Below are 19565 nucleotides of genomic sequence, written 5' to 3'. Positions count from 1 at the left end.
CTAATCTTTTTGTTTCTAAATATACATAACTTAAATTATGTTTTTATAGTAGTAAATCTTTCACTTTTCCAATTTCACTTTTTGGAATCACGAGATGAATCATATCACCTAGATACATCCTTGTAGATCCATTAACTGTCTTACTTTTACCGCTATGTACCTGGGTTGTGATGAGCACATTGTGTGGTAAATTGAGTTCATGTACCTGCTTACCAGCTATCTTATCAGAAACTGGGATTTCAATTAGGGTAACTTCTCCATCATCACTTGCGGTTTCTGGTAACATTTTTTCAAGCATGGCTTCATAGACGGGCGCCCCTTTGAGCAGGTCCATAACAATATAGGCAACTAGTGTTACCATCCCTAAAGGCATGAGATTGCGGATGTCACCAACCATTTCTGTCACAAGAATCATAGCTGTCAAAGGTGCTTTTGAGATGGCCCCAAAATACCCGCTCATTCCAAGAATCACAAAGATAGGGAATTGCTGCTGGGTAACAAGGCCAAGATTGACACAAATAATACCTACTAGAGCACCAAGTAATGAACCCAATGCTAAAATCGGTAAGAAAATACCACCTGGCAGTCCACTTCCGTAACTAATCATGCTCCAAATAAAGCGAATGATGAAGTAAACTAAGAGAATTTGAAAACTATAATCTTGTTCTGTTAAGGATAAGACAACCTGATTGCCCCCACCAAGTATTTGAGGTAGGAATATTCCCACAGGAATAATCAGGATAAAAGCAAAAATTGGATGATAAGCTTTATCTAGATGAATTTTTTGGCCAATCCAATCATATACTTTGCCGACATTCAGAACCGCTTTCTCATAAAGAAAACCTGAGAGACCAAGAAAAATACCCATAAGCAGATAAATCCAATACTGACTCAAACTCATAAGAGGGATATTATCTGGCATATCAAGAACGGGTGTCAAGCCAAAGATAAGAAGAGAAACGAAGTTTGCTACTAGACTTGCAGCTAAGGTAGAAACCCAGAAGAATCGTGAAAAATGGTGGTAGACTTCTTCTACTACAAATAATAACCCCGCAATCGGTGCATTAAAGGCTGCAGCAAGTCCAGCAGCAGCTCCGCTAGCAATCAACGAACGCTCCTCAACAGGGCTAGACTTGAGCCATTTAGCAATTCCTTTTCCTCCAGCGGCACCTAGCTGAATACTGGGACCTTCACGACCGAGCATAAGCCCACTCGCAATGGCCAAAATACCTAGAATGTATTTCTTCCAGAGGACACTCCACCAATTGAGAGACATGAGACCTTTTAACTCTGCCTCAACTTGAGGAATACCAGAACCTTTAATATCTTTTTCTGAGCGTGTTAATTTGGCACTAACTAAGCAAATGAGGATATAAAACAATAAAATGATCAATAGATTCCGTATCAGATTCTCTTGGTCTTGATAAAATCCTTGAACGATATGAAAGCCTTTTTCGATCAAAAATCGAAATGATCCTACAATAATTCCTACGACTAATCCGACAATAATACCTCGCCCTACTTGAGCTAAGATCGTACTGGACGCGAAGGCAAATTCTTTCTTGGAACTAAGTATTTCCGATTGTTCCTCCATAATTCTCTCCTTTAATTATTTTTTACTAGTTTCTGAAACGATCGTTTTAATCGGTTCAAAACTGGTGCGATGAATAGGTGTGACACCGTGCTTTTCAATTCCTTCTAGATGCTTAGCAGTTCCATAGCCAGCATTTTGAGCAAAATCATAGCCTGGAAATTCTTGGTCATAGTTAGCCATAATCTTGTCCCTTGTAACCTTAGCAATGATAGATGCTGCTGCAATAGATAAGGAGTTGGCATCCCCTTTTATGATGGATGTCTGAGAAATCGGCAAATTCAACTTCATAGCATCAATCAAAAGGTGTTCTGGCTGAGGTTCAAGTTGAGAGATTGCTTCCTTCATGGCTAGTTTCGTCGCTTCGTAGATATTGACTTGATCAATGACTTGATTGTCCATAATCCCAATGCCAATTGCTAGAGCCTTATCTTTGACAGCCTGAAAAATCTCCTCGTGTTTTTTCTTGGGGATCTTTTTACTGTCATTCAAGCCTTTTATTTTACAATTTTTGGGCAGAATGACTGCTGCAGCAACCACTGGACCAGCCAGAGGACCACGTCCAACCTCATCTACACCAGCAATTAGGGATGTCCCTTTACTATATAAATCTTTTTCATAGCGAAGCATAGCTTCTAAGCGGAGATTTTCATCAATGTCAGATTGAAGGGCTTTTTTCCGCTTTTGAATTTCTTTTTGGACACCTGAACGAGAATCTTTTTCAAATTCCTTAAAAAAGGGACTTTCAAGATCAGTTATCTTTGCTAATTGTTTTTTTATTTCTTTAATCGTTGCCATTTAGATCATCCAATGTATCTAATGTGTAATTACCAAGTTTTCCATCACGAACTTCTTTGACAAAGAGATTGTAAAAACGATCGTAATGATCACGGAAACCAAGGATACGCGTCATATCCATGATAATCTCGGGAGCCTCATCGTCCAGATTCATTTGTTTAAAACGTTCTTGAAGCTTATCGGGATAATGGGTTTTAAAGTAGTTGAGACCGAAAATAGTCACTTCATCCATTGGAAGCAACTGATCCTTGATTGCTCCAGTAAGTGCAAGTTTAAGAGCGACCGTTTCATCTTCGAATTTTGGCCAAAGAATCCCTGGAGTATCCAAGATTTCCAAATCTTTATTGGTTTTGAGCCATTGTTGACCTTTTGTCACACCAGGCTTGTTACCAACTACAGCAATTTTCTTACCAGCCAAACGGTTCATCAGAGTTGATTTTCCTGCGTTTGGAATCCCAATAATCATGGTGCGTAAGGTTTCAATTTGAATACCACGTTCTCTTTGACGAGCAATCTTATCTGCCATAAGTTTCTTGGCAGCGTCTGTTACGACTTTAACTGTAACCTGCTCTTTGGAGTTAATAGCTAGGGTTTGAATGCCTTGTGATTCAAAGTGCTGACGCCACTCTTTTGTCAATGTTGGGTCTGCAAGGTCTGCCTTGTTCAAAATCAATAGTCTCGGTTTGTCCCCGATGATTTTCGTCAGCATCGGATTTTGACTAGACAAGGGCAAACGTGCATCTACTAAAACTGTCACAAAATCAACAAATTTTAAATTTTCCTGGACCTGACGACGCGCCTTGGACATATGTCCAGGAAACCATTGAATAGTTGCCATTCTGTAAAATTCCTTTCTTTTATTGGATTTGTATCTATTTTTTCATATTTAAAAATTAAATAGATATCCTTTTTTCTAAAAATAAATCACTATCTTTTATTATAACATGATTTCTCATATTTGACGCTTGATTCAATGCCGATTGTAAAATGTTTTCTAAGTCAATCAGTCACAAATTAAATTCCTCATTGTCTAAAACAATTGAAAAATAATAGTGTTCACCATGATCTTTAACATAGTTGCTGATATATTTTTCTGTTTGAATAATGGATTTACTGCTATCAATGGTTGGATCTTGTTTCTCGTAATACCAATGATCATAAGTATGTTTCAATTGGCCATTCTTGTAGCAAAAAACATCCCCACCTAGTATAATTTGATTATTGGCTTTGAGATTATCAAGTAAGTCTTGGATTACTAAATAATCATAAGCGTATGCGTTGATCCCTATGTGATTTAAATTTATCCCTCTTGTATGTATATGTTCAAAATTCTGCTTCATAAAGTTCATTTCTCAAGTTTCTCTTGATAAGCAAAATCGATAACCACTTTGCAGTTGTTATCGATTTTAATGATTTTTAATCTTTTTCACCTAGCTGACTGTTGATTCTCATCATGATACTTGCAATTTTTTCTCCCCAGTATGGATCTGATGCATAAAGAACATTCATCCCTGACGCTTTATTTCCAAGGTATGTTCTGCCATTATCGATGTAATTTTCGCGGATCCACTTGGCTGCACCTAAGATACCCTTATCAACATCGTCAAAGCTTTTTGCTGAATCATATGGTGTTGTATCATAAGCAGCGATACCAAAGAAGTTGTTTTTATCTTTAGCAATTTGGCTACGTCCCCATGAACTTTCTATGGCACTATGGGCAATTAGATAGAGAGCGTTGATCTGATAACGTTCTTCAGCTTCTTTAAAGATTGCTCCCTTACCTGCCAGACGACTTCCTTTGATATTCATAAGAGAATAGACTTTATCTAATTCTTCAGCTGTGTAATTGGTTGGTTTTCTTAAATCTCTAAATAAGAAAGGATTTTCAACTGTAAAGTTCTCAAAGTTCTTGCCATCAGCTGAATAGTATTTTTTACCAATTGCCATTGCTGAACTATGAGGTGCTACACGAATACTTGCGTAAGGTGATAACTCATGGTAAAGATAATTACCGTCAGTGGCATAGTGAGGAATGAAGTCACTATCTGAGCTGACTGCTACTAGATCACTCTTGTTCATATATCCTGAAAGGCCAGAAATTTTGACCGGAAGTCGACCGTCTTTGGCTTCAGCTCCATCAATTGCTACAATACTTCCTTGCGAAATATAGCTAAGTTTCTCACCAGAAGCACTATATACATTTGCTGTAATTGGTTTTACTTTATAGTATGAGGCTGTATCAGTAATCCATTTTCCATTGCTTTGGAAAGTATAGTCTTTTCCATTAATGGTGAAGTTACCAGTTACATAGACTCCATCTTCTTTTAGATAATACCAAGCGTTGTAGTCCTTATCGAAAATCCATTCATTTTTGGCCATATAACCAAAAGATTTGAGATAGTAAGAACCTACCCATTGATTTTCAGCATAGGTACCGTCCGACTTGAGGTAGAACCAACTCTTGTATTTTTCATCGAAAATCCATTCGCTTTTAGCCATGGCGCCACTATCTTTTAGATAGTATTTCTCTTTCCATTGGCTACTTAACATGACACCGTCTTTATTAAAAGAGTACCATGAATCGCTGATTTTCTCCCACTTATCGCGAATAATTTTTCCTGATGCTGTAGCATAATACCACTTATCTTCGAGTTTTGCCCAGGCATTTTCTGCCATAGCTCCACTAGTCTTGAAAAGATAGTCTTTATAAATAGTAGCACTTAGCATGACACCAGATTCATCAAATCGATACCATAGGCCATCAATCTTTGCCCACTTGTCACGATTGATTTTACCTTCTTGATTCCCATAATACCATTTATCAGCAATTTTTACCCAGCTATTTTCAGCTAAGGCTCCACTTGATTTGAATAGATAGTCATCGTAAACAGCATTACTGATCATGATACCATTTTCATCGAATCGATACCAAACACCAGCTATCTTTTTCCAATTATTACGAGTAACTTTCCCGTCCTCAGTGGAATAATACCACTGGTTGTCAATTTTTACCCAAGAAGATTCTGTCAAAGCACCGCTATTATTCAGTAGATAATCATTAAAGATAGTATTACTAAGCATGATACCATCTTGATTAAAATAGTACCAAACACCAGCTATTTTTTTCCAATTCGAAACTGGCTGATTATCCTCATAATAACGCCATTGGTTATTTTCTTTTTGCCAACCTTCTTTGTTAACTACTTCTACTACTGTTTCTTTTGAAGGTTGTTCTTTGGTCTCTGGAGTTTGAGAAGTTGCTTTTTCAGCTTCGCTTTGATTTTTCTTTTCATTGCTTACTGTATTCGTAGCAATCTTTTCTGATGATTGAACATTATTGGTAGCTTGAGAATCCTCGGCATAGACGGTCGTTTTTGCAAAACCTACCATAGAGAGGGCAACTGTACTTGCTAGCAATATTTTTTTCATTCTTTTCTCCTTACAAATACCTAAATAGTGGATTTGATGTTTCTATATATTGTGTAAAAAACAGTAATTATCCACTTTATTATACAATATTCTGTTAAATATAAAAGTAGTATCTTTCAGAAGAAAAGAACTTGTAATATTTTTATAATATTTTAGAAATAAAAGTCAATAAAAAGTAGTCGAACATCAGCTGAACGACTACTTTTTTATAACATTATGCCTGACCATAGACTTCTTTGCGATTTGTTTTGGTTGCTTTAGTAGAATTCTTCCAAAGGTTTGGATTGATGAAAATAGTGACGATCGCTAGTATTGCAAAACCAATCCCAACATACCAGTAGGGTGCATCCAGAGTTGTAGAACGCCCTGAGAGATTGACAATTCCTCGGAAAAGTGTACCCGCTGTAATAATCGCTACTGCCGAATTCCATAGATTTAGACTAATACGAGAGAAATGAGGGAGAACCTTGAGAAAGATTGCAAGTAGAATCCCCCCTGCAAGAGGTGCTGCAAATAAATAGTGCATATGAACAGAAGTTTCTCCAAAACTAAAAGCTTCATAAATTCTAGAAAATGCAAAGAAGAAAATAGTGATTAGTGTATAAGAAATGACTGTTTTCTTAAAACGTTTTTTGCCAAGATTAGTAACCGATGTAGACAATGTCACTCACCGCCCTTTCTGAAATTTTGTTTCCACCAGTCGTTGGTTTATTGATAACCTGACCGTTGAAATAAAGTGTAGATGATCCACCGCCATCAAGATTGTAGGCAGTCTTTGCACCGTAAGATTTCATGACCTCAGCTAGCTGATAAAGAGAGAGTCCTTCACTTTCTGATGTACGTCCATCTGAAACAACGATGATATAGTGGTTTTCATCGATAATACCAATAGCTGTACGAGGATTTGAAGCCATTGCTTGTCCTACTTCTGTATTGGTATCAACTGCAATTTCACCATTTTCGACCAAGGCTGGTCCAAAAGCCAAGAGATTGACAACACCGTCATTAACTAGTTGCTCAGCTGATATCTGATCTTCGTAAATAACCTTGAAAGAGCCGTCTTTATAAATAGCTAAGTCGCCATTACTAGAATCTTCACGAACAGTATCACGATAGACAACGCCATTACGGATAACATAACCTGTAGAGTTAGCACCATAGTAGTCACCATTTACTGCTAAAATGGCATTGTTGTCAGCTGCGGTTACAGAGATTTTTGCAGTTACGTTAGTTCCATAAGCATTTTGAGCAAAGGCAGTTTTCAGATAATCTGATGAGCTCAGAGTAATATCAGCAACGTAGACTTGTGTATTATTGACCGTCGTTTCAGACAAATTGACGGAAATATTGTCATCTTTATAACTAGAGTCAGTGACAGTAGCTGTTTTAGCAGCTTGACTTGCTGCTGCAGCATTGGAACTTGTGCTAGTTGTGGCAACTGTCGAGATAGTTTCAGCGAGGACAAAGGTCTTTAGCATTGAGTAACTAAAGGATCCTGTCAAGAGTAGGCCAAGAACTGAGGCGTAAGCATAGCGTTTCTTTAAAAATTTCATAATACAGTTGATGTCCTTTCCTTAAAGATGAATTTCTTCTGCACTGTCCAAGAGACAGCGAAGAGAAGGATGCCGACGATAACTTTGGCAATCAGAAGGTTGATACCAAAGACTGTAAAGAAGAGACGAATCAGTAGCGTGTCTAAGACAAAGAGTCCGACTGCTAGGCCAAAGTATCCCATCCCTGTTTTCACAAGGCTATCGTCATTTTTAAAGACTAGTTTTTTATTTGTAGAATAGTTGAAAATAGAGCTAGTTACACGAGCTACTCCGTTCGCTAGAAAAATTCGTAGACTCGTCGGAACTGTCGGCAAAATCAAAATTGCTAGGGCGTAAACGACATAGTCTACAACAAAGCTACTGAGAGATGATAAGGCAAATTTAAAGATATTTTTATAAATCATGAGTCCGTCTTGGATTGGGCGGAAGTGTGAAGCCTCATTGTCATTAATATAGACAGTTTCAATAGGAACTTCTAAAATCTCGTATTCTTTCGTTGCTTCGAGCAACATATTCATTTCATATTCGTAACGTTGGCCTTCAATCTTAAGCATAAACGGTATCAAGTTTGTAGTAAAAGCACGAAGACCTGTCTGCGTATCTGTCACTCCTACTCCTGTTTGAAGCTTAAAGAGAGCTTTGGTTAAGCTGTTACCAAAACGGCTACGAAGGGGAACTTTTCCAAAAAAGGCACGTACACCCAAGATTAGCTTGTTTGGATTTTCGGAAGCTTTATTAGCCGTGCGGAAAATATCCCATACCTTGTGCTGTCCATCCGCATCTGCTGTGACAACCGTACCATAAATGTTTTGTTCTTGGATATAAGTAAAGGCTGTTTTTAGAGCCTGCCCTTTACCTTGGTTCACTTGGTGACGAATGACAGTAGCAAATTGTTTTGCTTTATCAAAGATTTTTTGGCACTTTGATGAACTGCCGTCGTCTATGACTAAAATATGAAAATCACTCTTTTCATGAATTTTTTCGATGAGTTTGATAAGTTTATTATCTGGTTGATAAGCTGGAATGACTATGTAGTTCATATCGATACCTCTTTCTTTGGTGATGGTATAACTATACAGAACATCGCTTAAAAATACCTTATATCAGTTTTCTTTAAGATAAGGTTTAAAAAACTTTAAGCTTAAAGAAAAGACTTATCAATTAATAAGAAATATGGTTTGAATTTTCAGAAAAAAATAAATATACAAATTTCAAAAAAATAAAATCTGTTTGGTACAGACTCTAACTATAGAAATATTAGGGACTACATAAAAAGCCATCCAATTTGGATGACTTTTTTTAAAACTATTTACTTAGTTCTCTGATTTTTTACTTTTTTTGAAAAGTGAAATACCAAAGATTCCAGCTAAAATAGCAAGAAGATTCATAGCTAATGGCGAATCAGAAGTTCCTGTATTTGGTAACTGAGGTTTTTCTGGAGCTGATTTTTGCTCAGTAGATTGAACATTTTCTGGTTGAACAGGATTTGGAGCTGGCTCTGGATTTGGAGTTAGTTTTGGATCCGGAGTTGGTTTTGGATCCGGAGTTGGTTTTGGATCCGGAGTTGGTTTTGGATCCGGAGTTGGTTCTGGATCTGGAGTTAGTTTCGGATCTGGAGTTGGTTCTGAATCCGGAGTTGGTTTCGGATCTGGAGTTGGTTCTGGATCTGGGGTTGGTTTTGGATCTGGAGTTGGTTTTGGATCTGGAGTTGGTTTTGGATCTGGCTCCTTCTCATACTCATAAATAACATGAGTTGTTCCTTCTTTTAGCTCACCTGTTTCTGGTGCAGATGTTGAAGAAACACCAACAAGATTGTATTTTTGACCATCTACAGTGATAGAAGATGGACGTTCATCCGTGTTCTCACCAGTATTATAGGTCACAAGTTTTCCATCAGATCCATAAATAGAAGTTAATGGTGTGTCTTTATAAGTTTCCTTGATAGATTGATTTGTTCCTTTGATCACATAATCCACCACTACATCTCCATAGTGAAGCGTAGAAACATCCTGGTCAGCCATATCTTCAAATTCTGAAGCATAGTATTTAACAGCAGGATTGGCTTTCAAAGTAAAAATTTTCACATAATTAAAGAAGGTCTCAGGATTAATATTAACATCATGAGGAATAGTTCTCCAATCACCGTTATTTGGTGTGATATGAGTATTTTGGTTTGAAACTGACCTAATTAGATGGTCATTCTGAACATAATTATCATCTACTAAACTTGGATTAGCTAGAGCACCATAAGTCAATTTCCCATTGCTGTCTTGATAATATGGTTGAATTTGATGATATTCTTCAAGACTTTGGCAACCTTCTTCATATGAACCAATCCCACCTTCTTGAGAACATTTCCAAGCAAATCTCACGTCGATTGGTAAGTACTTGATCTTCTTAGCTTCCTCCAAGGGTACGGTCACAGATACTCGAAGAGCTGTTGATCTCAATGTTTTTGAACTAACAGCATATGTACTAACTCTATCATTATAAGCTTCATAATAGCCATAATAGTCTGGATCAAAGGCAGAATCTTCATATTCCTTCATATTAACAACGGAAGGTTTCTTACCAGCTGCTAGTTCTTCTGAAGTTGGAACAATCTCCCCTTCATCAGTAGACTCACGATATTCATTATACGAACGCTCTTTCATTGGAACATTAACATCTACAGGATTTCCATTAGCATCACGAGTTCCAATCAAAGTGAAATCAGCTTTTGCACCTGAAATCTCAGGAATACGGATACGAATATCGCGAACAGTTTGACCTTCATCACTTGAGTGCATTCCTTTGAAGGCTACAGTGTAATTATAGACTACACTTTTACCATCTTCACTAAAATGTGCTGGAAGTCCTTCAATATTGACATAACCACCTTCATCAATGATATTGCTACCATCTGGTTCGCAACTAGCGCCTGGGACAGAGCCTGTTGAAGTCCCAGGAGGGCAAGTTGAACCTTCTTTCCCGACAGTTGTACCTTCGCTATTAGTTGAGATTTCTTCAGTTTTATGTGAGGAAGCATTGGCATCCTCTTCGTCTGATTTTAGTGAGGTGTCACTAGTAGGGACTGGTGCAACCATATTGTCTACTGAAGAAGTGTTCTCAGCATCAGTTGAATTAGTAATACCTAGTGTCACTGAAACATTTGCTGGTTCGCTATTAGTTTCTTCAGCTTGAACTACTGACTGAGAAACCAAATTTAGAGCAAAGACAGACATTGTAATGATGCCAAATTTAGTGAGTTTTTTCATACACTTTTTCTCCTTATATGAAAGGGATCATGCATAAGCAAAATCCTATTCATTGATATTACTCTCACATAAATTATACTATATAAACGCCTTAGTTAGCAAACAATTACCTAATAAAGACTCCTTCATTCGGTTTTATCTCTTAATTTTTCAACGAAGAGATAGGCTGCGGGACAGGTTAAAGTATTTTTGATAGTCAGATTATTGATTTGATAAATCTTCTTACGGTCAGTATGTGGAAATTCACGACAGGCTTTGGGACGGACATCGTAGATTGAACACAGATGATCGCCTCCTAAGAAGGGACAAGGCATTGACTTAAAGACTTTATCACCGTCTTCATCTACTTGCAAAAACTCAGCTTCAAAGGCTGGCAATTTCATTTTAAAGTATTTTGCGATACGTGTGATATCTGCTTCTTTAAAGTCCGGTCCAAGGCTCTTACAACAGTTAGCGCAGGCTGTACAATCAATTTCAGTAAAAACTTCTTGATGGATTTCAAGGGCAATCTTATCCAAATTTTTAGGTGCTTTCTTTTTCAGATTTCCTAAAAACTTCCGATGCTCTTTTTGTTTTTGCAAGGCTAGTTGGTGATAATATTCGATATCGATTTCTTTGGACATAGTTTCTTTCTATTTTTTTAATGTTGATACAAATATTTTGGATTTATACATAAAGTAAATTATGTAAAATTGCTTTGAAACATAATTTTAACAATAATGAGTCTCTCCATGCAGAACGAAAACTACTGCTATACCATCATTCTTTCTAAAAAAGGTTTGATGCAGTTGGTTAAAATGCCTTCTATCCAAGATTTTTGAGCGGACGATAGGTTTTCTGCATTTAAAGACTCCTTTAAAAAATCACGTACCTGGTCGGGTGCTATTTCAAACTCAAAAGCCTTCATTTTGTAGAAAAAATCAAATAGATTATTAGACAGATATTCTCTTGAAAATGGGATTTCTCCAGTTTTTCGATACATGGTTAAAAGTCGAGAAAAGCGAGCTTTTTCTTCGGGTATATCCTTAAAATACGAGTTAAGCAACCATACTTGCTTTTGTTTTCTTTCAAGAGGGTCTTGACTAGCAATGCATTGATCCTTTTCAAGTTCTCTTTGGTACTGTTTTGATTTTATAGAACGTTCTGCACGATTTTTACAGAAGAGAATCTTTTCCCACTGGCGTTCTTCTAGAGTCAGTGTTTCGCTCAGTCCAAAGTAATCTTGATAGGCACGTTCAGCTGGTCCCATTGCTAGAACTAGATTATCCGCATATTGTTTAGCAATCTTGTCTCGCTTCTTTCGTTCCTTTTCAGCTTTGATGCGAAGTTCTTGCTCATAGTCAATTTTTTCTTTTCCTAGTTTAACTAGATAGAGTTGATCGTCAGATTTTCCAAGTAGAAAGGGTTTGATAAATTTCTCAAGGACTTCTTCCATCCGAGCTTTCTTCAAAGGCTCTGCCTTAGTCCAACTTCCACCTTGAAAGACCTCCAAAAAGAGTTGATAATCCTTTTCTGGTGAGAATTGATTACCTCGATTTGACTTGAAAGCTCCCTTTTTCCATAGCCAGTTGATCAGTCGCTCATCAAAATCTGTTTTATTAACTCGAATGGCTTCTTTTTTCTGGGCTTTTCTGGTCAGATTTTCAAGCTTTCTGAGAAGTCTTTCCTCCTCTTCAAGCTGTTGATCTAGGCTAATTCTTTGGAAATGACGCACACAGTCACTCCCAATGGGAAAGAGACGTTTGCCAGTAACTCCGTTAAAAAGTTCATAAGCATACTTAATAGCATTACCACAAACACAATTGCTTCGACCAATTCCATTAAAAATCAAGGAAACTTCACTCCATTCTTTGGTAGCTTGTTCCCAAGTATCGGCTTTAGATGCCTCTAAAACTGCATCATATAAGGTTTTTCTAACAGGAATGGACATGATGTCTCCTTTCTTTTTAGAGTTTAACGACTTCTACTTGGTCTTTACCAAGTAGAATCAAATATTTCTCAACTGTTTCTATCTGATAAGAGCGAGATAGAGCCTCTGCATAGAGATCTAATTGTCCTCGATAGCGTTCAACAAGCTGACTAGCATGCTCATAATGGTCTGTTTTGTAGTCAAAGAGAGCAATCTTATCATTGTAGAGGAGATACCCATCTAAGATTCCACGGACAACGAAGTTTTCTTGACTTTTCTCGTCTCTTTTTAACATTGAGAAAGGCTGTTCACGATAAAGTTTATCTTGATTTGCAAGGATCTCTTGACCAAGATTTGTATCAAAGAAAGATAAAATTTTGGCTAGATTAACTTTATCTTTAACAGACGAACTTGCTTGCACTTGCTCTAAGGCTTCTGTCAGAGTTTCTATACTTGGCTTCTTAGAAAGGTTAATTCGCTGCATGAGTTCATGGGTAGCACTACCAATTTCAGCACCAGTAACTTTCTTAGTTTTAGAGAAATCAGGAAGGTTGAATTGAACAGTGCTTTCTTTTAGTTGACTTTGACCAGCCACTACCACGCCTTCCATATCCATGACGGGTTCATAGAATTTTTTAATCTGACTTGGCGTTTGAACACTTGGAAGATTAATTGCTGCTCGGTGGACTTGATTATAGACTTCCACTTCTTTCAGCATTTGTAGAGCCTCCTTGATAGTATCAGATTGGCGATTGTCTGCTTGGGATTGATCTTGGAGCTGGCTTTTAGTTTCCAATTTACCGATAGCTTCTTCTGTCAGTTGCTCTTCACCCTCGAAACGAACAATAAAGTGTAAGTCCTCTTTAGAAAAAGCTTGATAGATGGCCCAAATCCAGTCCTGGAAATTTTGAGCATCTAACCTGGTTTGACGAGTTAGGAGACCTTGCCCATTTGTCGGGTATTCTTTAGACTCCAACTTTTCCCTCGATCCCTTTCCGACTAGATAGAGTTTTTTCTCAGCACGAGTCATGGCTACATACAGTAAACGCATTAACTCAGAATAGCTTGCTAATTGGAGCTCATCTTCATTTTGAGTATAAGTCAAGCTTGGAATAGATAACTTAATCGTAGATGGAACGTATTCCTCTTTGGCATCTGTAGCAACTCTAGCAACATACTTGAGACCAAGGCCATTTCTTCGACTTAGGATGACCTCAGACATGGAATCTTGCTTGTTAAATTGCTGATCAATATTAAGGATAAAGACATAAGGAAACTCAAGGCCCTTACTTTTATGAATACTCATAAGTTCTACAGCATCCTTAGGTGGTGCTACAGCCACATTGGCAAGATCATGCTGGGCTTCCAAGACCTGATCTATCATTCGAATAAAGCGAGATAATCCCTTAAAATTACTCTTTTCAAACTGATCAGCTCGTAAAGCTAAGGCATAGAGGTTAGCCTGTCTAGACTGACCATTTGGCAAAGCACCGACATAGTCATAGTAAAAGCGGTCGCTATAGATTTTCCAAATGAGATCATAAAGTGAGTGCGTTTTAGAATACAAACGCCAAGCCTGGACGGTTTCCATGAAAAAGTCTAACTTTTTGTGTAATTCAGTCTTAATTAAATCCTTTTGGAGGCTAGTTTGTGCTTGAGCATTGACTAGTTTCTCGTAAAAGTTTTCTTGGACCTTATCCTCGGATTTTTGGAGAGCAAGACGAGCTAATTCATCCTCGTCAAAGTTAAACATTGGAGACTTCATTAAAGCCACTAAAGCGAAATCTTGAAGAGGGTTGTGGATGACACGAAGAGTATCCAACAGCACCTGCACTTCTAAAGATTGCAAATAATTGTTTTGAGCACCATCCGTCTTGACAGGAATACCATACTCAGACAAGGCAAGTAGAACCTGGTCATTGCGACTTCTGCTGGCAGTTAAGAGAGCCATGTCCTTGAAAGGTACACCCTTATCATTATGAAGATGAATTATCTCCTTAAGCACCATGCGCATTTCACCAGTTAATTTGTTGGTTGCAAGTTCCTCCTCATCATCAGAATCGCAATCATCCTTATCATATAAGAGAACTTCTGCTCTATTTTCTGGATCTGGTTTTATATCTGTATTCCCAAATACAAGTTGATGCATACCGTCATAAGAAATCTCTCCAACTTCCTCGTCCATAAGATGCTTAAAGACGTCATTAGTAGCATCTAGAACTTCTGAACTACTACGGAAGTTCTCCTTAAGGAGTATTAACTGACCTTCTTTGCTATCTTGAGCAAATCTATGAAATTTTTCGTTGAAAATTTGGGGATCTGCCTGTCTAAATCGATAAATGGACTGCTTAATATCTCCTACCATAAAACGATTATGACCGTTTGAGAGGAGTTCCAGCATTCTTTCCTGGATGTGGTTGGTATCTTGGTACTCATCGACCATGACTTCATGGAAGCGTTCGTGATACTCTTGTCGAACCTGAGAGAAGTTTTCCAAAATCTCAATGGTATAGTGGCTAATATCAGCAAATTCGAAGGCATTTTCTTCGCGCTTCCGTTGTCGATAGGCATCAACAAAATCCCTCATGAAGACTTGGAATGTCTTTGCCAAGTCCCAAGACTCTTGATGATATTCCTCCTGGAATTTCAATAATGTGATTTGGTCATTTAGTGCAATTAGCTTTTCAAACTTGTCTTTTCTCTCTTGGTTGTATGCTTCTTTCAGTTCTTGAGGTTCAGCCTTGCGACTGGCATTTGTAAGAGCACGACCTCCCTTATCCTTAGAGATACTAACAACTCGCTCTAGCACTTTTTGGATATTGTCAAAGGTTGATTTATGGCTTAAAGCACCGATTTCATCAAGAACTTGTTGGACAGATTCTAAATAAGCTGCTTTGCCAAATTCCTTGGCATCATTATCCAAATGGTAACGGAAAAAGCTTTCTAAATCCCAAAGTCTTTCTTTTATATCCTCTGCAAGTTTTTCTTTAGCAACCGTAAAATCAGCCTCTTCAAATCCCTTTAGAAAGGAATCTTCTAGCCAAGCTTGAGGATTGCTGGTGGATTGCAAAAAGTCATAAATCATATAGACCTGTTTACGTAGTCCACGCGCGTCTTTGCTTCTACCTGCAAAGTTCTTGACCAATCGACTAAAATTATCTTTATCCTTGCCTTGGTAGTGATGTTCAAAAACTTGTCGAAAAACCTCATTTTTTAAGAGAAGTTGTTCACTTTCATTCTGAAGAATGCGAAAATTTGGAGCAAGATCTAGTAGATATCCATGCTTGGCCAGGAATTTTTGGGTAAATGAGTCCATGGTTCCAATTGCAGCGTTTGGTAAATCAGCTAATTGTCTGCCGAGGTGTTTTTTTAGTTCCAGATCTTGGGTTTCTTGGATTTGTTGGCTGATTTTCTTTTCCAAGCGTTCTTTTAACTCGGTCGCTGCCTTAACGGTAAAGGTAGAGATAAAGAGTTGGCGAATTTCTACACCACGCGCTAGTTGGTCAAGAATCCGTTCAGCCATGACAAAGGTTTTCCCTGAACCAGCTGAAGCTGAGACCAGAATATTTTGACCAGAGCTATAAATAGCTTGAATTTGTTCAGCTGTTTTCTTAGGTTTCTTGTTAGACTGAGCTTCTGCTACTTGCAAGGCTGCAATCTCTTCTTGGGTTAAAAATTTCATCGCTCCAACTCCTCTCTGATTTTATTAAACCAAGCTTCCTTGGCATTGCTCTTGGCAACCTTATCTAATAATCTAGCCTGGCCTAGATGGTAATTAGCTTCAAAACCTGTAATAGCTTGATATTGTTGAACATAGGGTGCAATGCTTCTACCGTTTTCTGTATAAGGGTTGATCGCAAATTCACCAGATAAAATCTTCTCTGCCGCTTTTTTGTAGAGAAGGGCATTATAGTCCAACAATAACTGGAATTCCTCATCAGACAACTGATAAGTCTTATTTTTATTGTAAAACTCTCCAAGGTTTTTTATCTCTTTTTCAAGAAAGAGGCCTTGGTATTTCATAGTCTTATTGGTTTCTGCTACTGCTTTAGAAAGAGTTTTTGCAGTTTGCAATGACTGAATTGGTTCAGCCATTTCTAGGTACATAGCTCCAAAGAAATCCGTATTCCCTTCTTGCTTGAGGGCAGCTAGATAGGTTGGTAATTGCGAGTTAAGACCATTATAAAACATAGGAAACTTGAACTGAGTCAAAGAAGACTTATAATCTACAACACCAATAGCTCCATCTGATTTTAGACGGTCAATGCGGTCAACCTTACCACGAACATAGAGATTTTGACCATTATCTAGCTGAATAAAGGCTTGTTCCTTACCACCAAAGACTGCTTCTTCCTGTATTGTTTCAATTTCAGAATTGTGACGAAGTATATGCCCAGTTGCACGCGCAACGTCTAAAAGAACTTCTTTGGTTAATTGGGCTTCCAAACTTTCCTGATAAATGGCTTGAAATTCTCTTTCTTGGGTGGTTTCAGAAATTGCTTGTTCTAAACGTCGGTCAAAAGGTGTATCAACAGGAAGTTTCAATACACGTTCAAAGATACGATGCAAGAAATTCCCGTGACTTCGTGCATCAGGTTTAAGACGCAATTCTTCCTGCAAGCCTAAGACATAACGAAGGTAATAGCTGTATTCATTACGATAAAACTCTGTTAATCCAGAAGTTGATAGATAGAAATCTTGATCTTGAGGATACAAGGCATCTAAAGTATCTGCTGCTAAAGTCTTACTTCGTGGACTTGTAGGCAGAACTGGGTTATCCAGACCTTTACCCTCCAACTTTTTACCCATAACACGGGCTAAAACTTTGACAAAGGTTAAGTCTTGGTCACTTGTCTCCATCTCACCTTGCTGATGATAGGCAACCAGACTAGACAAAAGACTGTGATAAGAACCGATATCATCTGTTGATAGACTGCTTCGGTCAATTCTCTTTTCAATCTTGCTAAAACCAAAGTCCTGCAATTCTTTCAGATATACCGACTCTTTACTCTCATTTTCATTGAGTAAACTTGGTGCCGATAAGATCAATTCCTTCCTAGCAGAATTGACCAAAGAAAGCATGGTATAGCGGTTCTTCTTAAGATTTTCTTGACTTGCAATCAGTAATTGAGAACCTTCTTGAGTTGCTTGGTTTAGCACTTCTCTTTCTTCATCGCTCAAAAGACTAGTATTTTGGGTGATTTTAGGTAGATGATCCTGAGTTAAGCCAAGCGCATAGATGTAATCAGAAGTCAAAGGCGCAATCAAATCATAACTTTGCACCAGAACCGTATCTACCGTTGCTGGGATTGTACGATAATTTGATAAGGACATCCCTGAATGAAGAAGTGCCAAAAAATCATCTAAAGTAACCTGAGAACCTTCAAATACGGTCGCAAATTGCTCCATTACGTGGCAAAATGCTTTCCAGACCTCTTCTTGTCTTTCTTGTTCTGCCGCTTCCATTGTTTCAGATAAGATTTGCAGTTGCTTAGTCACAAAGGAATCCTTCAAAAAGTTGTTCCATTTTGTAAGGATATTTTCAGTCTTTTGCTTACGACTGGATAATAACGTTTCTAATGGATTTAGAACACGAACACGAAGCTCGTTTACTTTCTCTAAATCAAATTTTCCATGATGATTTTTTGTAAATTCTTGTTTAAAGTTAGAAAGACCATCAATACCTAAATAGCGGATATATTGTTCAAAGCTATCGATTTCTTCTTGACTAAGGTCGGTATACAATCCAGTGCGTAGGAGATTAATCAAATCTTCTTGACGGAAATAGTACCGTTTGAGACGTCCCACAGATTCTACAAATTGAGTCAAAGGATGATGAGCCATAGACTCGCTTCTCCCCAGATAGAAAGGAATTTGATATTGATTAAAAATTGTTTGCAAGGACAGTTTATAAGACTCTAAGTCTCCGAGTAAGATACGAAAATTTTTGTAGCTTAGTTCAGGCTCTTGGTGCAATTTTTGGCGAATGCTGCGAGCAACTAGCTCCAGCTCTTCTTTTTGTGTCAGACAAGACCAGATTTGCAAGTCTTCTCTATCCTTAGCATCCACTTCTAAGCTAATTTCAGAATAATCATAAGCACTTTCCAGTAATTTTGAGGCCTTGGCAAAGGCATCAAGCTTTTCCTGTTCTTGACATGCATCTTCTGCCTTGGTCTGATATTTAAAAGCTAAATGACGTAGAAATTCAACACTGGCTTGATAGAGGTTCCCTTCACTAAAAGGGGTATTATAAGCTTTCTTAGTCGCATATACACCAATAATAATCTCAACACCTTTACGGTGAAGTAAATCCACTAGGTGTTCCTCTTCTGCAGAAAAACGGGTAAAACCATCAATAACTAGGGCAATCTTACTAAAATCACTACTTACCTTGTTTTCTTCGATAGCATCAATCAGATAGGATAATGGACTCCCTTGTGAAACTTGACCTTGATTTAAATAAGCTGTTATCTTTTCAAAAATCAAGAGTAAATCAGAGCGTTTATCAGCATCTGTCAAACTTTCCAAGTCCAAAAAACTCATCTTTGCAGTTGAAATTTCATGATAAATCTCAATCAGTTGCTGGATGAATTGCGGATCTTGTTTAATAGCCCCGTAAACACGTAAATCCTTAGGGTCTATCTCAGACAGACATTTATAGAAAGCCATACCAAGACCGATATCATCGAGACTTGACCTCTCAGGAATATCATTTAAGACCAGATAACGAGCCATTTGAGCGAAGCGCGTGACTGTGATAGCAAAAGAAGCCTGCTGACTCAAGCACTCCAGCACGGCACGTTCCTTTTCAAAAGAAAGAGAGTTAGGAGCTATGTAAAAGACTCGTTTGCCTTGGGCAACCAGTCCTTGAGCCTCCTTGGTCAGGATTTCTGTCAAAGAAGTCCGAATGTCGGTATAAAGTAGTTTCATCTCTGCCTCATTTGATTTTTTCATTACCTTTCATTATACCATTTTTTTACTGCTAATCCTATAAATAGAGAGTTCTTAAACTACTGATAAAAAGTAAA

General features: G+C 37.9%; 13 protein-coding genes. All 13 read right to left on the bottom strand.

Features of this window, described 5'->3' with window-relative positions; all coding sequences use genetic code 11:
• Positions 1-43 precede the first annotated feature (43 nt).
• The 13 genes from O3633_RS00065 to rexB all read right to left on the bottom strand — a co-directional run bounded on the left by O3633_RS00065 (position 44) and on the right by rexB (position 19467).
• Positions 44-1594 (bottom strand): H(+)/Cl(-) exchange transporter ClcA, encoded by a 1551-nt coding sequence (locus tag O3633_RS00065; protein ID WP_371619960.1) that lies wholly within the window; start codon positions 1592-1594, stop codon positions 44-46.
• Between the two features lie 15 nt (positions 1595-1609).
• Positions 1610-2389, bottom strand: a complete 780-nt coding sequence (gene rnhB, locus O3633_RS00060) for a ribonuclease HII (protein WP_371619959.1) — start codon at positions 2387-2389, stop codon at positions 1610-1612.
• Complete coding sequence (ylqF, locus tag O3633_RS00055; protein WP_371619958.1) at positions 2376-3227, bottom strand: ribosome biogenesis GTPase YlqF; 852 nt, start codon at positions 3225-3227, stop codon at positions 2376-2378. The genes rnhB and ylqF overlap by 14 nt, the downstream gene beginning before the upstream one ends.
• Positions 3228-3396: 169 nt before the next feature.
• On the bottom strand, positions 3397-3729 hold the full coding sequence (gene imm40 / locus O3633_RS00050; protein WP_371619957.1) for an Imm40 family immunity protein: 333 nt from the start codon (positions 3727-3729) through the stop codon (positions 3397-3399).
• Positions 3730-3805: 76 nt separating this feature from the next.
• Entirely contained in the window at positions 3806-5818 is a 2013-nt protein-coding gene (locus tag O3633_RS00045) for a glucosaminidase domain-containing protein (RefSeq protein ID WP_371619956.1), read from the bottom strand.
• A 214-nt stretch (positions 5819-6032) separates the two neighbouring features.
• On the bottom strand, positions 6033-6479 hold the full coding sequence (locus tag O3633_RS00040; protein WP_049529708.1) for a hypothetical protein: 447 nt from the start codon (positions 6477-6479) through the stop codon (positions 6033-6035).
• A complete protein-coding gene (locus tag O3633_RS00035) occupies positions 6460-7371 on the bottom strand; it encodes a phosphodiester glycosidase family protein (protein ID WP_371619955.1) in 912 nt (303 codons plus the stop codon). The genes O3633_RS00040 and O3633_RS00035 overlap by 20 nt, the downstream gene beginning before the upstream one ends.
• On the bottom strand, positions 7368-8411 hold the full coding sequence (locus tag O3633_RS00030) for a bifunctional glycosyltransferase family 2/GtrA family protein (RefSeq protein WP_049529662.1): 1044 nt from the start codon (positions 8409-8411) through the stop codon (positions 7368-7370). The genes O3633_RS00035 and O3633_RS00030 overlap by 4 nt, the downstream gene beginning before the upstream one ends.
• A gap of 273 nt (positions 8412-8684) precedes the next feature.
• On the bottom strand, positions 8685-10628 hold the full coding sequence (locus tag O3633_RS00025) for an LPXTG cell wall anchor domain-containing protein (protein WP_371619954.1): 1944 nt from the start codon (positions 10626-10628) through the stop codon (positions 8685-8687).
• 125 nt (positions 10629-10753) lie between these two features.
• Positions 10754-11251, bottom strand: a complete 498-nt coding sequence (locus O3633_RS00020) for a YkgJ family cysteine cluster protein (RefSeq protein WP_371619953.1) — start codon at positions 11249-11251, stop codon at positions 10754-10756.
• 128 nt (positions 11252-11379) lie between these two features.
• Positions 11380-12558: a hypothetical protein gene (locus tag O3633_RS00015; RefSeq protein ID WP_371619952.1), complete on the bottom strand. Its 1179-nt coding sequence runs from the start codon at positions 12556-12558 to the stop codon at positions 11380-11382.
• Positions 12559-12574: 16 nt separating this feature from the next.
• Positions 12575-16219, bottom strand: coding sequence for a helicase-exonuclease AddAB subunit AddA (gene addA / locus O3633_RS00010; protein WP_371619951.1), 3645 nt, complete (start codon positions 16217-16219; stop codon positions 12575-12577).
• Positions 16216-19467, bottom strand: coding sequence for an ATP-dependent nuclease subunit B (rexB, locus tag O3633_RS00005; RefSeq protein ID WP_371620398.1), 3252 nt, complete (start codon positions 19465-19467; stop codon positions 16216-16218). The genes addA and rexB overlap by 4 nt, the downstream gene beginning before the upstream one ends.
• Positions 19468-19565 lie beyond the last annotated feature (98 nt).

The sequence above is a fragment of the Streptococcus sp. 27098_8_22 genome (assembly GCF_041432415.1).
GTDB classification, from domain to species: Bacteria; Bacillota; Bacilli; order Lactobacillales; family Streptococcaceae; genus Streptococcus; species Streptococcus pseudopneumoniae_M.
The sequence above is the reverse complement of the archived record's forward strand: the minus strand, read 5'-3'. Positions and strand labels throughout refer to the sequence as shown.